This window comes from Achromobacter veterisilvae (assembly GCF_900496975.1).
Lineage (GTDB): Bacteria > Pseudomonadota > Gammaproteobacteria > Burkholderiales > Burkholderiaceae_B > Achromobacter > Achromobacter veterisilvae.
Map to the genome: position 1 here is coordinate 76338 of NZ_UFQC01000019.1, position 12600 is coordinate 88937.

At 66.8% G+C, this 12600-nt stretch carries 11 protein-coding genes; 10 read left to right on the forward strand and 1 reads right to left on the reverse strand.

The genetic code is table 11. From position 1 onward, the window contains the following. Positions 1-204 precede the first annotated feature (204 nt). Positions 205-1401 carry an aminotransferase-like domain-containing protein gene (locus tag AVE30378_RS18440; protein WP_129242298.1) on the reverse strand — a complete coding sequence of 399 codons (1197 nt, stop codon included), beginning with the start codon at positions 1399-1401 and terminating at the stop codon, positions 205-207. A gap of 176 nt (positions 1402-1577) precedes the next feature. Here AVE30378_RS18440 and AVE30378_RS18445 point away from each other — a divergent pair, with 176 nt between their 5' ends. The 10 genes from AVE30378_RS18445 to aspS all read left to right on the forward strand — a co-directional run bounded on the left by AVE30378_RS18445 (position 1578) and on the right by aspS (position 12551). Then, positions 1578-2063: a GAF domain-containing protein gene (locus AVE30378_RS18445; protein ID WP_129242299.1), complete on the forward strand. Its 486-nt coding sequence runs from the start codon at positions 1578-1580 to the stop codon at positions 2061-2063. 498 nt (positions 2064-2561) lie between these two features. Beyond that, entirely contained in the window at positions 2562-3455 is an 894-nt protein-coding gene (gene dapA / locus AVE30378_RS18450; RefSeq protein WP_129242300.1) for a 4-hydroxy-tetrahydrodipicolinate synthase, read from the forward strand. 125 nt (positions 3456-3580) lie between these two features. Further along, complete coding sequence (locus AVE30378_RS18455; protein WP_129242301.1) at positions 3581-4357, forward strand: sterol desaturase family protein; 777 nt, start codon at positions 3581-3583, stop codon at positions 4355-4357. Next, positions 4317-5249, forward strand: coding sequence for a fatty acid desaturase (locus AVE30378_RS18460; protein WP_129242302.1), 933 nt, complete (start codon positions 4317-4319; stop codon positions 5247-5249). Before AVE30378_RS18455 ends, AVE30378_RS18460 begins: the two co-directional genes overlap by 41 nt. A gap of 34 nt (positions 5250-5283) precedes the next feature. Continuing rightward, positions 5284-7209: an iron-containing redox enzyme family protein gene (locus AVE30378_RS18465; RefSeq protein WP_129242303.1), complete on the forward strand. Its 1926-nt coding sequence runs from the start codon at positions 5284-5286 to the stop codon at positions 7207-7209. After that, on the forward strand, positions 7206-8102 hold the full coding sequence (locus AVE30378_RS18470; protein WP_129242304.1) for a DUF6999 family protein: 897 nt from the start codon (positions 7206-7208) through the stop codon (positions 8100-8102). The genes AVE30378_RS18465 and AVE30378_RS18470 overlap by 4 nt, the downstream gene beginning before the upstream one ends. Positions 8103-8229: 127 nt before the next feature. Further along, positions 8230-9513 (forward strand): putative Na+/H+ antiporter, encoded by a 1284-nt coding sequence (locus tag AVE30378_RS18475; protein WP_129242305.1) that lies wholly within the window; start codon positions 8230-8232, stop codon positions 9511-9513. 222 nt (positions 9514-9735) lie between these two features. After that, a complete protein-coding gene (locus tag AVE30378_RS18480; RefSeq protein ID WP_129242306.1) occupies positions 9736-10041 on the forward strand; it encodes an FmdB family zinc ribbon protein in 306 nt (101 codons plus the stop codon). 15 nt (positions 10042-10056) lie between these two features. Next, entirely contained in the window at positions 10057-10722 is a 666-nt protein-coding gene (locus tag AVE30378_RS18485; RefSeq protein WP_165360234.1) for a DUF502 domain-containing protein, read from the forward strand. 41 nt (positions 10723-10763) lie between these two features. After that, on the forward strand, positions 10764-12551 hold the full coding sequence (gene aspS / locus AVE30378_RS18490) for an aspartate--tRNA ligase (RefSeq protein ID WP_129242308.1): 1788 nt from the start codon (positions 10764-10766) through the stop codon (positions 12549-12551). Positions 12552-12600 lie beyond the last annotated feature (49 nt).

Genomic DNA, 12600 nt, shown 5'->3' on the forward strand with positions numbered 1-12600 from the left:
CGCGGTGCCCGTGCTTCGCCTGTGTCTGACACCCGAGGAGCACTGACGCAAGCCGTGGCATCACCCATACGGGTGTCAGACACTTGTTGCATCTCCTCCACATGCCGCCGTTGCGCCCCCAAGCGGGGCCGCACGGATCCGGCTCCGCCGGTCCGTAGCGGCGCCCCCCTGGGGGGGAAGCGCCGCAGGCGCTTCGGGGGGGGCCTACTCTTCTCGAAGCAGCTTGCCCAGGATGGCGATGCCGGTGCGGATCTTGTCTTCCGGCACGGTGGCGAAGCTCAGGCGCAGCGTGTTGGACTTGCCGGCGCCGCAGTAGAACGGCGCGCCGGGCACGAACGCCACATTCTGCGCGATGGCCTTTTCCAGCAGCTTGGTGCTGTCGATGTGCTCGGGCAGCGTCAGCCAGATGAACATGCCGCCTTCCGGCTTGGTCCACGTGACGGTGGACGGGAATTCGCGCGTGATGGCGTCCAGCATGCAGCTACCCTGGGCGCGGTAGATTTCGCGCACGTTGGGCAGGTGTTCGTTCAGGAAGCCGTCCTTGACGATTTCGTACACGGCCATCTGGGTCAGCGTCGGCGTGTGCAGGTCGGTGGCCTGCTTGGCCTGCACCAGCTTGTTGATGAGCGGGCGCGCGGCGGCGATGTAGCCCAGGCGCAGGCCGGGGGCCAGCACCTTCGAGAACGTGCCCAGGCGGACGACGTTGGCGCCGTATTCGGCGGCCAGCGCGATCAGGCCCGGCTGCGGCTCGCCCGCGTAGCGCAGTTCGCCGTAGGGGTCGTCTTCGACGATCGTCAGGTTCAGTTCCGCGGCGCGCTTGACCAGCGCGATGCGGCGTTCCAGGTTGAGCGTGCGGCCGGTGGGGTTCTGGAAGTTGGGCAGCGCATACAGGAAGCGGGCGCCATCGGCCAGTTCGGGGGTGATGGCTTCCGGGATCAGGCCGCCTTCATCGGTGGGCACTGGCGTGAACTTCGGCTGGTACAGGCTGAACGATTGCAGGGCGCCCAGGTAGCTGGGGTCTTCGACGAGCACCTTGCTGTCCTTGTCGATCAGCACCTTGCCCAGCAGGTCGAGCGCCTGCTGCGAGCCCGACACGATCAGGATCTGGTCGGCGGCGACGTTCGCGCCGGCGCTGTTCAGGTCGTCGGCGACCCATTGGCGCAGCGGGGCGTAGCCTTCGGTCGGGCCGTACTGCAGGGCGGCGCGGCCGTTGGTGGCCAATACCTTGTCGAATGCCTCTCGCACCACTTCTACCGGGAAGCCACCGGGCGCCGGCAGGCCGCCGGCGAACGAAATGACTTCGGGACGCTCGGTTACCTTGAGGATCTCGCGGATGGCGGAGCTGGTGAGTTGCTGGGCGCGTTCCGAGAAGGAAAACGCAGGTTCGAGAGGCTTGTCCATGGAGTGCTTCTTGATCAAGAAGGGGTAGGAAGAGACGGGCTTTTTTTTCCCTTCGGGAGGCCCGGTTGAAAAAATCGGCGAAAAGTATTGTCCCATATGGAGGCGGCCCGGCCCCCATAATGGGCGAAACCCCTAAAATCACCTGCACCGATAATCGCCTGTACAGTTACATTTCCATGTTCGAAGCCGCCCCCATCACCGCCGATTCCAAGGCCGCCCTGTATGCCGAACTGGCCGTCCAGGCCCGCGCCCTGCTGGAAGGCGAGCGCGACCGCATCGCCAATGCCGCCAACCTGAGCGCGCTGGCCTACCAGGCCCTGCCTCAGTTGAACTGGGCGGGTTTCTATTTCTACGACGGCGCCGAACTGGTGCTGGGCCCGTTCCAGGGCAAGCCGGCCTGCGTGCGCATCCCGCTGAACCGCGGGGTGTGCGGCGCCGCCGCCAGCCAGCGCCAGACGCAACTGGTGCCCGACGTGCACGCCTTTCCGGGCCACATCGCCTGCGACGCCGCTTCGCGTTCCGAGATCGTCGTGCCGCTGGTGCTGGACGGCAGGCTGATCGGCGTGTGGGATGTGGACAGCCCGGTGCCGGACCGCTTCGACGAAGACGACCGCAAGGGGATGGAAGCGCTGTGCGCGGTGTTTCTGGCCAGCTTGGGGTGAGTGGCTGCTGGGCGGGTGGTGTCAGACACCCGGGGAGATAGGCTTCGGCATGGGCGGCCATCTCGTATGGGTGTCTGACACCGGCCTAATGTCTGACACCATCCTCAAGATGGCACGTGTCTGACACCCGTACGAGACGCACCGCATCCTGCACCAGCGCTTCCCGGGTGTCTGACACTATGTTTGCCAGCCGCCGTTGACACCGCCCTGCGCTCCCGGTAGATTTCCGTTTCTTGCGCCACCCGCAGTTCCCAATTCCATGATCCGTCAGGCCAGCCAATCCGCTTTCCCGTTCCGCGCCCTGGGCGCGGCGCTGGCTTGCGCTGGCCTGAAATCCAAAAAACAGCCGCTCGTCTGACCGGAGCATGCTGTTCCGTCAGATGGGCGACGGAACAGCGGCCTCCTGGCGGCGCTTGGCGCCGTCCGCGCGTCCCCCTGATATCCCGAGCACTTCTGTACGGTCCAACCACGGTCCGCTTACACCGAAGGAGTGTTCACATGCAATCTCACCAATCTCCGATCCAGGGCGTCTGGGTGCCTCTCGTCACGCCGTTTTCCGGCGGCGCCGTGGATGGCGGAGCCTTGCGCCGCCTGGTGCGCCACTACGCCGCGGCCGGCGTGGACGGGCTGGTCGTGTGCGGCAGCACCGGCGAAGCCGCGGCCCTGGACGATGCCGAACAACTGGCCGTGCTGGACGCCGTGCTGACGGAAGCGGGCGCGCTGCCCGTCATCATGGGCCTGGCGGGCAACCACCAGGGACACGTGCTGCAGCGCCTGGCCGCGTTCGGCACGCGCCCGCTGGCGGGCATCCTGGCGCCCGCGCCGTACTACGTGCGCCCCGGGCAGGAAGGCGCCGCCGCCTATTTCCGCTGCCTGGCCGATGCTTCGCGCTTTCCCCTGGTGCTCTACGACATTCCCTACCGGACAGGCGCGACGCTGGACACCTCGACCCTGCTCGCGCTGGCGGCGCATCCGAACATCGCCGCGATCAAGGATTGCGGAGGGGCGCTGGACAAGACGATCGCGCTGATCGCCGACGGCAACATGAACGTGCTGGCGGGCGAAGACCTGCAGTCCCTGACCGTGCTTTGCCTGGGCGGCGCCGGCATGATCGCGGCGGCGGCGCACATCCGTCCGGAGCTGTTCGTGGCCATGCACCGCGCCGTGCGCGCGCAGCAACTGGACCAGGCCAGGAAGCTGTTCCATGCGCTGGTCCCGGTGATCCAACTGACGTTCGCCGAGCCCAACCCCGGCCCCGTGAAGGCGCAACTGGGCCGCCAGGGCCTGCTGAGCGCGGAACTGCGGCAGCCCATGCCGCGCGCCAGCGAAGTCCTGGCCGCTCGCCTGGATGCGGCGGTAACCGGCTTGAACCGCCTGTATCCCGGCCAATAGTCCCTGCCACGCGGGAACAATCCGCCAGCTTTGTGGCGTTCAGATTCATTTGGTAATAAATGACCCGCCTGGAAGCTGACGGATTGCTTATGATGCGGCCATTCTCCGGGTAAAAAAAAACGTTCATGGCCCAAGCTTTTGAAGCCTTGTCCGCCTGGCAGGTCATGCTGGCGGGCTTGCTGTTTTTCGGCGGCATCTATCTGGTCTTCGGCGCGGCCACCTGGCTGTTGACGCACTACCTCCTGCCCGCACTCGGCATCGGGCGCGCGCTGGATCCGCGCCCGCTCGCGCCCGGCCAATTGCGGCGCGAGTTCGCCCAATCCGGCCTGTCCATCCTGCTGTTCGGCACCGGCATGATTTTCCCGTGGGGCCTGCTGCAACTGGGATGGGCGCGCCTGGACCCGGATGCCGGCTGGCGGCAGATCCTGGCCGAGATCCTGGTGCTGGTGGCCTGGAACGACGTGCACTTCTGGATCAATCACCGCCTGCTGCACACCAGGCCGCTGCGCCGGTTCCACCTGCCGCATCACCGTTCGGTCGTGACCACGCCGTTCTCCACCTACAGCTTCCATCCCATCGAAGCCCTGATGCTGGGCAACGTCATCCTGCTGCCCATGGTGCTGCACGATTTCAGTTTCTGGTCGCTGGTCTCGGTGCCGCTGTTCAGCCTGTTCTTCAACTGCATCGGGCACGCCAACTACGACTTTTTCCCCCGCGTGTCCTATGCGCACTGGTTCGCCGCCAGCCGCCGGCATCATCTGCACCATGCCTGCTACAACGGCAATTACGGCTTCCAGTTCACCTTCATGGACCGCCTGTTCCGCACCCGGCTCAAGGCCGAGGCGGCGGCGCCCCAACTGGATGCCTTCCGGCAGCGAGAGTCGCTTGGCGGGCGGGCCTGAGGCGCCGCGCCGGCGGCCAGCGCTGCGCAACCGGCGCGACTGGCAAAGCCTTGCCTACCTGGCCGCCCTGCCGGCGCTGGCGGCCTGGCAATGGGTGCACGGGTTCTGGTGGCCCCTGTATGGGCTGATGCTGTTCCTGACTTTGGGCATCGGCGTCATCCACCATAACCACACGCATCTGCGGATGTGGCGCGGCCGCCGGGCCAATCGCATCACCGACTTCTGGATCACCCTGCTGCAGGGGCATCCGACGTTCGTCTTCTATCCGGCCCACGTGGCGAACCACCACCGCTACCGGCACGGCGCGGGCGACGCGGCGCGCACCTACCGCTTCGGCGGCGACACGAATCATCTCTGGGGCTATCTGATCCACCCGCTGCAGGCGGTGTGGGTGCTGTATCCGCTGTTCTTCGCCTGGCTGGGCCGCCTGCGCCGCCATTGGCCGGGCGCATGGCGCTACTGCATGGCGCAGTACGGCGCGTGGCTCGGCCTGTGGGGCGGCCTGCTGGCGGTGAACCCCGCCAAGGCGCTGGTGTTCGTCATCGTTCCGCAGTTGCACGGCCTGCATTGGCTGCTGGCCACGAACTACCTGCAGCATGCGCACGCCGACGGCGGCCCCCGGTCCGTCGCCGGCCTGGACTACGCGCGCAATTTCGAAGGGCTGGTCAATCCGTTGTTGTTCAACATCGGCCTGCATACCGCGCATCACGAGCATTCGCGGGCGCACTGGTCCGAGCTGACCCGCCTGCATCGCGAGCGCTACCGCGGCCGCGTGCATCCGGCCTTGAACGAGCGCGGACTGACGCCCTATATGTTCCGCGTCTTCGTGCTGGGCACGTTCGTGCCGCGTTTCCGCAGCCATTCGCGCATGGCGCCCGAGCACGTCCGCTAGCGCCGCCACCCCATTCTTTCACTAGAGACCCGCCATGCCCATTGCGTTTCATCGTGTCTACCTGGAGAGCGCCGGCTATTTCATGCCGGGAGAGCCCGTGTCCAACGAGGCCATGGACAGCTACATCGCGCCGCTGAACCGCATGTCCGGCCGGATCAAGAGCCGCATCCTGGCCGAGAACGGCATCAGGCAACGCCACTACGCAATCGATCCCGAGGGCGCCACGGTATTCACCAATGCGCAGTTGGCGGCCAACGCCATCCGCGATTGCCTGCGGCGCGGCGACAGCGATCTGTCGGCGGTGTCGCTGCTGGCCAGCGGCTCGTCCGGCGGCGACGCGCTGATGCCGGGATTCTCGAACATGATCCAGGGCGAGCTGGCCGCGCCGCCCATGGAGACGCTGTCGGTGCACGGCATCTGCGCGGCGGGCGTCTCGGCCATCCAGGTGGCGGCGCAGGGGGTCGAGATGGGCGGGCACGCCAGCGCGCTGGCGGTGGCCAGCGAACTGCCGTCGCGGCTGTTCAAGCGCTCGCGCTTCGCCGCTCGGGGCTACGACGCGGATTTCGATGCGCACTTCCTGCGCTGGATGCTGTCGGACGGCGCGGGAGCGGTGCTGCTCGGCAATACCGGACGGCCGCTGCCCGGCGCATCGCAAGGCGTGCGCCTGCGCCTGAAGTGGGTGCACCAGCGCTCGTTCTCGGGCGACTATCCCGTGTGCATGCAACTGGGGCTCTCTGCCGACCGCAAGAATGGGCACCTGGACTATCCGTCGTGGCACGAAGCCGAGGCCGACGGCGCGCTGTCCCTGCGCCAGGACATCCGGCTGCTGCCGCACCTGTTCGATATCGGCATCCACGAATACGCCAAGCTGGTGCGCGACGGCTGGCTGGATCCGGACCAGGTGGACCATTTCCTGTGCCATTACTCGTCCGAGAAATTCATCCCCGTGGTCGAGGACCTGATGGAGAAGGCGGGCCTGGTGATCCCCCGCAGTCGCTGGTTCAGCAACCTGGCCTGGCGCGGCAACACGGGGGCCGCCTCCATCCTGATCATGCTGGCGGAGTTCCTGGAAACGCGCGAGGTGAAGCCGGGCGAGCAGATTTTCTGCTACATCCCCGAATCGGGACGCTTCATGGCGGCCTACATGCTGCTGGAGGCCGAAGCGGTCCATGCCAGCCCAGTCGCCGCCGGCGCGCCTGCCGCGGCGACACCGCGCGACGCTGCGAACAGCGGCGATGCCGAGGCGATCGCGCCGCCGCACGATCCGGACATGGCGCCGCAGGGGCTGGGCCAACTGCTGACCGAACTGGCCGCGATCTGGCACGACTACCGTTCGCGCGTCTGGCGCACGCCGGTGGTGCGGCGTTTGCGCAACCGCCAGTTCCAGACGGCCGACTACCTGAACTGGATGGAGAACTGGATTCCGCAGGTGCGCGAAGGCAGCAAATGGATGCGCGAAGGCGCGGCCTCGCTGTCGGAGCAATATGCGCCGCTGGCCGCGCTGATCGACATGCACGCCGGCGAAGAGCAGAACGACTTCCAGATCCTGTTCCAGGACTACCGCAACGCGGGCGGCGCGGTGGACAGCATCGACGCCCTGCGCCGCAATCCGGGCGGCGAGGCGCTCAACGCCTATCTGCACGGCCTGGCGGCCACGCGCGATCCGATCGGGCTGTTGGGCGCCATCTACATCATCGAAGGCACGGGCCAGCGCATCGTGCCGGCGCTGCTGCCGCTGCTCAAGGCCAGCCTGACATTGCCGCCCGATGCCTTCCGCTTCCTGGAATACCATGGCCACAACGACGAACACCACCTGGCGCGCTGGCTGTCGGCGGTGGAGCTGGCGCTGGACTGCGACGAGGACGGCCGGGCGGAGCAGCGCATCGTCGATACCGCGCGCCGCACGGCCGCGCTGTACCTGATGCAGTTTCATCACGTAATGGAGGACGAGGGGGCATGAACCAGGAACCGGAATTCCTAGCCCAGGGGCACGATCCCGCCGATCCCAGTCCCTGGCTGGCGCTTTACCTGGACCGCAGCACGCCCTTGCCGGACAAGGTGAAGAAAGCGTGGCTGACCGATTCCAGTTGCGCCTCGCGCCAGTACCTGCTGCCGTTCCTGCGGCCGCTGGCGCGCGCGTTCATCATCCTGATCCAGATCGTCAAGACCTTCCTGCCGCGGCGCTGGTCGCATTCCAGGCTGCTGCACCGCATCCTGGCCTGGGGACTCAAGCGCTTCGTCTCGCCGCAGGCCAACTGGCTCATCCTGCGGCACTTTCACCTGGGCGCGCAGATCCTGTCGTTCATCGCGGCCAATTCGCCCGTGCCCATCACGACCACGCCGCTGGAGCCGCGCGACATCGACGATCTGAAGGACGATCTTTTCGTCAAGCACGATCTGAACCTGTTCAACTTCGTCATCCGGCTGAACCAGGCGCTGCGCGACGCCGGCATGGAGATGCACGCGCCCGAGCGCGTCGACTTCTCGATGATCCGGGACCCGGACCTGTCGCTGGACGACATGCCCCGGGGCAAGCTGAACTTCCTCGACCTGCAAAGCGCCATCGAGCTGTTCACGCCGCTTTACCAGTTGCTGCTGACCGATAACGATTTCTGGCGCGCGGCCAATTCGCTGCAGCTCGACGAGACCATCGGCATCTATGCGGCCAAGCTGCTGGGGGCGCCGCAGCACCTGATCCTGGTCAACAACAACCATCCCCTGGTGCCGATGTCGACCCTGCGCGCCGGCTACCGCCTGGTGCTGCATGGGCTGTCGACCGAAATGCTGCACAGCCTGCTGATGGAGATGAAGGCGGCCCAGCAGGGCGGGGAATCGCCCGCGCCGATCGCGTAGGGCCTGGCTTCATCGGTGTTGACCCTGCGTTACACGGCGGGGTGCTTGCGCTATATTGCGACCCTTGTCCGCAGGCCCGGCGGACGGCGTCCGTGCGCTTCGAATCTTTCTACCGGAAGTCTTCCACATGCCCCAGACCCTTGAAGTCATCGCCACACTCCTGTTCGCCGTGGCGGTTCTTCATACCTTCTCGGTTCCCGTCTTCGCGCGGCTGGCGCATCGCGGCGGGCCGCACGCGGGTTTCTGGCATCTGTTCTCCGAGGTGGAAGCCGTCTTCGGCGTATGGGCATTCGTGCTGATCGTGGCGATGGCGGCGCTGGCGGGGCCGTCGCGCGCCATCGACTACATGGACACGCGCAACTTCACCGAGCCGCTCTTTGTCTTCGTCATCATGGTGGTGGCGGCCAGCCGGCCCATCCTGGAGCTGGTCGGACTGCTGGTGCGGCTGGTGGCCCGCGCGCTGCCCCTGCCGCGCGAGCTGGCCACTTTCTTCGTCGTGATGTCGCTCGTGCCGCTGGGCGGCTCGTTCATCACCGAACCGGCCGCCATGACGCTGGCCGCCATCCTGCTGCGCGACGCCTATTTCCGCGCGAGCGGCCGCGCGGGCTTCAAGTACCTGACGCTGGGGGTGCTGTTCGTCAACGTATCCATCGGCGGCGTGCTGACGTCCTACGCCGCGCCGCCCGTGCTGATGGTGGCCTCCACCTTCGGCTGGGACTCCGCCTTCATGCTGCAGCACTTCGGCTGGCGCGCCGCGTTGGCCGTCTGCCTGAACGCCGGCCTGCTGACCCTTGTCTGCCGCAAGGCGCTGCTGGAGCGCTCGCTGGGCACGGGCGGCGGCGTGGACGCCCCGGAAGGCGCGGATTCCCGTCCTCCGGTGCCCGTCGTGGTCATGCTGGTGCACCTGGCCTTCCTGATCGCCGTGGTGCTCAGCGCGCACCATCCGGCCATCTTCCTGGGCCTGCTGATGATGTTCATCGGTTTTTCGGAGGCCTACAAGCGCCACCAGAACCGCCTGATGATCAAGGAAGGCCTGATGGTGGGCTTCTTCCTGGCCGGGCTGGTGGTGCTGGGCGGCCTGCAGAAATGGTGGCTGCAGGGCCTGCTGGGCGGCCTCGAGCCCTTCGTCCTGTTCTGGGGCGCTACCGCGCTCACGGCCATCACCGACAACGCGGCGCTGACCTATCTGGGCTCGCTGGTGGAAGGCACCGGCGAGGCCTGGCGCTACATGCTGGTGGCCGGGGCGGTGACCGGCGGCGGGCTGACGGTCATCGCCAACGCGCCCAATCCGGCGGGCTTCGCCATCCTGAAGAACCACTTCCCGGACGGCAGCATTTCCTCCGGGCGGCTGTTCCTGTCGGCCCTGCTGCCGACCTTGGTGGCGGCCGCCATGTTCCTGCTTCCCGTATAGGCCGCCCGGCCCGCCGCCGGAGCCTCCGGGAAGGCCCGGCGGGGGCGGACACCGAGGGTTCATGAAAAACCGCTAAAATTCAAGACTTTCCCCGTATTTTTTTCCGGCCTCGCCCACCCGCCGCTTCGGCCCGGATCCGGTTCCCACCCGATCCGACCCCCGGATATTCCGTCCGGCGCCAGGCGGCTTTTGATATGCCGGGCCCGCGCCTGGGAGCCCTCGATGCCCATCTACGCTTACAAATGCAGCGCCTGCGGCCATGCCAAAGACGTCTTGCAGAAGATTTCCGATGCGCCGCTTTCGGTTTGCCCCGAATGCGGCCAGAGCACGTTTTCCAAGCAGGTGACCGCGGCTGGATTCCAGCTCAAGGGCTCCGGCTGGTATGTCACGGACTTCCGTGGCAACGGCGGCGGCCAGGGCGGTTCGGCCAGCCCCTCGGCGCCATCCGAGAGCGCCGCGCCCGCGGCGGCGCCGGCCGCGGCGCCGGCAGCCCCCGCGGCACCCGCCGCGGGCAGCTCCGCCTCCTAGAGCGCCCCGATGCGTATGCGCGTCATCAAGAAGTACTTCATCACCGGCCTGCTGATCTGGGTTCCCCTGGTCATCACGGTGTGGGTACTGGGCCTGCTGGTCGCCACCCTGGAAGGGTTCGTGCCCGGCTTTTTGTCGTCCGAATCGCTGTTCGGCATCGACATTCCCGGTTTCCGCTTCGTCCTGGTCGTGGCGGTGGTGCTTCTGACGGGCATATTCGCCGCCAACCTGATCGGCCGCACCATGGTGGACCAGTGGGAAAGCCTGCTGGGCCGCATTCCCCTGGTGCGGTCCATCTACAACTCGGTCAAGCAGGTCAGCGATACCGTGCTGGCGCCGAACGGGCAGGCATTCCGCCGCGCGGTGCTGGTGCAGTATCCGCGCGCCGGTAGCTGGACCATCGCATTCGTCACCGGCACGCCCAGCGGCGAAGTGGCCGACCTGCTGGCCAGCGACCACATCAGCGTGTACGTGCCGACGACGCCGAATCCCACGTCGGGTTTTTTCCTGATGATGCCTCGCGCCGACGCCATCGACCTGCAGATGAGCGTGGACGCGGCCCTGAAGTACATCGTTTCCATGGGCGTTGTCGCCCCGGCCCAGGCCTCGGCGCCCGCGGGCCGGCCGGTTCCGCCCGTCCCGGCGCCCGGCGTGCAAGACCCGCCTCGCGCCGATTCGTAACCCTTACGCTACAACCAAGCACATAAACGGAGTCATCCCGCATGCGTACCTGCTACACCGGCCAGGTTTGCCGTGACCATCTCGGCCAGACCGTCACCCTGTACGGCTGGGTGAACCGCCGCCGCGACCACGGCGGGGTCATCTTCATCGACTTGCGCGACCGCGCGGGCCTGGCGCAGATCGTGTTCGATCCGGACAACGCCGCCTTCGCCACCGCGGAGCGCCTGCGCAACGAATTCTGCATCCGCGTCACCGGCCTGGTGCGCGAGCGTCCGGCGGGCACCGCCAACGCCGAGCTGGCCTCGGGCGAAATCGAAGTGCTCTGCAAGGAAGTCGAGATCCTGAACGCGTCCGTCACGCCGCCGTTCCAGTTGGACGACGACAACCTGTCGGAAACCACCCGCCTGACGCACCGCGTGCTGGACCTGCGCCGTCCGCAGATGCAGCGCAACCTGATGCTGCGCTACCGCGTGTCCATCGAAGTGCGCAAGTTCCTGGACCAGTTGGGCTTCATCGACATCGAAACCCCGATGCTGACCAAGAGCACGCCCGAAGGCGCGCGCGACTACCTGGTGCCCTCGCGCGTGAACGCCGGCCACTTCTTCGCGCTGCCGCAATCGCCGCAGCTATTCAAGCAGATGCTGATGGTGTCGGGCTTCGACCGCTACTACCAGATCACCAAGTGCTTCCGCGACGAGGACCTGCGCGCCGACCGCCAGCCCGAATTCACCCAGATCGACTGCGAAACCTCGTTCCTGAACGAAGTCGAGATCCGCGAGATCTTCGAAAGCATGATCCGCCACGTGTTCAAGGTGGTGCAGGACGTGGAACTGCCCACGCCGTTCCCGATCATGCCCTGGACCGAAGCCATGCGCCGCTACGGTTCCGACAAGCCGGACCTGCGCGTGAACCTGGAATTCACCGACATGACCGACGTCATGCGCGACGTGGACTTCAAGGTGTTCGCCGCCGCCGCCACGGCACCGGGCAGCCGCGTGGTCGCCCTGCGCGTGCCGGGCGGCGCCGAGATGTCGCGCAGCGAGATCGACGGCTACACCCAGTTCGTCGGCATCTACGGCGCCAAGGGCCTGGCCTACATCAAGGTCAACGACGTGGCCAAGGGCCGCGACGGCCTGCAATCGCCCATCGTCAAGAACCTGCATGACGCCGCCCTGGCCGAACTGGTCAAGCGCACCGGCGCGCAGGACGGCGACATCATCTTCTTCGGCGCCGACCGCGAGAAGGTCGTCAACGACGCCATCGGCGCGCTGCGCGTGAAGATCGGCCACAGCGAATTCGGCAAGAAGACCGGCCTGTCCGCCGCCGGCTGGAAGCCGCTGTGGGTGGTCGACTTCCCGATGTTCGAGTACGACGAGGAAGACGGCCGCTACACCGCCGCCCACCATCCCTTCACCAGCCCGAAGGACGGCCACGAGGACTTCCTGGAATCCGATCCCAGCAAGGCCTTCGCCAAGGCTTACGACATGGTGCTCAACGGTTGGGAAATCGGCGGCGGCTCGGTCCGTATCCACCGCGAGGAAGTGCAGAGCAAGGTGTTCCGCGCGCTGAAGATCGGCGCCGAGGAAGCCCGCGAGAAGTTCGGCTTCCTGCTCGACGCCCTGCAGTACGGCGCGCCTCCGCACGGCGGCATCGCCTTCGGCCTGGACCGCATCGTGACGATGATGACCGGCGCCGAATCGATCCGCGACGTGATCGCCTTCCCGAAGACCCAGCGCGCGCAATGCCTGCTGACGCAGGCGCCGTCGGAAGTCGACGAGAAGCAACTGCGCGAACTGCACATCCGGTTGCGCAACGTTGAAGTGAAGTAGGCTATTTTCCCCCCCCCCGAAGCGCCGGAGGCGCTTCCCCCCCAGGGGG

Bases quoted from the DNA above. Each gene is read 5' to 3' on its own strand.
- AVE30378_RS18480 (WP_129242306.1), top strand. From the start codon at position 9,736: ATGCCCATCTACGCTTACAAATGCAGCGCCTGCGGCCATGCCAAAGAC.
- AVE30378_RS18455 (WP_129242301.1), top strand. From the start codon at position 3,581: ATGGCCCAAGCTTTTGAAGCCTTGTCCGCCTGGCAGGTCATGCTGGCG.
- AVE30378_RS18460 (WP_129242302.1), top strand. From the start codon at position 4,317: ATGCCTTCCGGCAGCGAGAGTCGCTTGGCGGGCGGGCCTGAGGCGCCG.
- dapA (WP_129242300.1), top strand. From the start codon at position 2,562: ATGCAATCTCACCAATCTCCGATCCAGGGCGTCTGGGTGCCTCTCGTC.
- aspS (WP_129242308.1), top strand. From the start codon at position 10,764: ATGCGTACCTGCTACACCGGCCAGGTTTGCCGTGACCATCTCGGCCAG.
- AVE30378_RS18465 (WP_129242303.1), top strand. From the start codon at position 5,284: ATGCCCATTGCGTTTCATCGTGTCTACCTGGAGAGCGCCGGCTATTTC.
- AVE30378_RS18470 (WP_129242304.1), top strand. From the start codon at position 7,206: ATGAACCAGGAACCGGAATTCCTAGCCCAGGGGCACGATCCCGCCGAT.
- AVE30378_RS18445 (WP_129242299.1), top strand. From the start codon at position 1,578: ATGTTCGAAGCCGCCCCCATCACCGCCGATTCCAAGGCCGCCCTGTAT.
- AVE30378_RS18485 (WP_165360234.1), top strand. From the start codon at position 10,057: ATGCGCGTCATCAAGAAGTACTTCATCACCGGCCTGCTGATCTGGGTT.
- AVE30378_RS18475 (WP_129242305.1), top strand. From the start codon at position 8,230: ATGCCCCAGACCCTTGAAGTCATCGCCACACTCCTGTTCGCCGTGGCG.
- AVE30378_RS18440 (WP_129242298.1), bottom strand. From the start codon at position 1,401: ATGGACAAGCCTCTCGAACCTGCGTTTTCCTTCTCGGAACGCGCCCAG.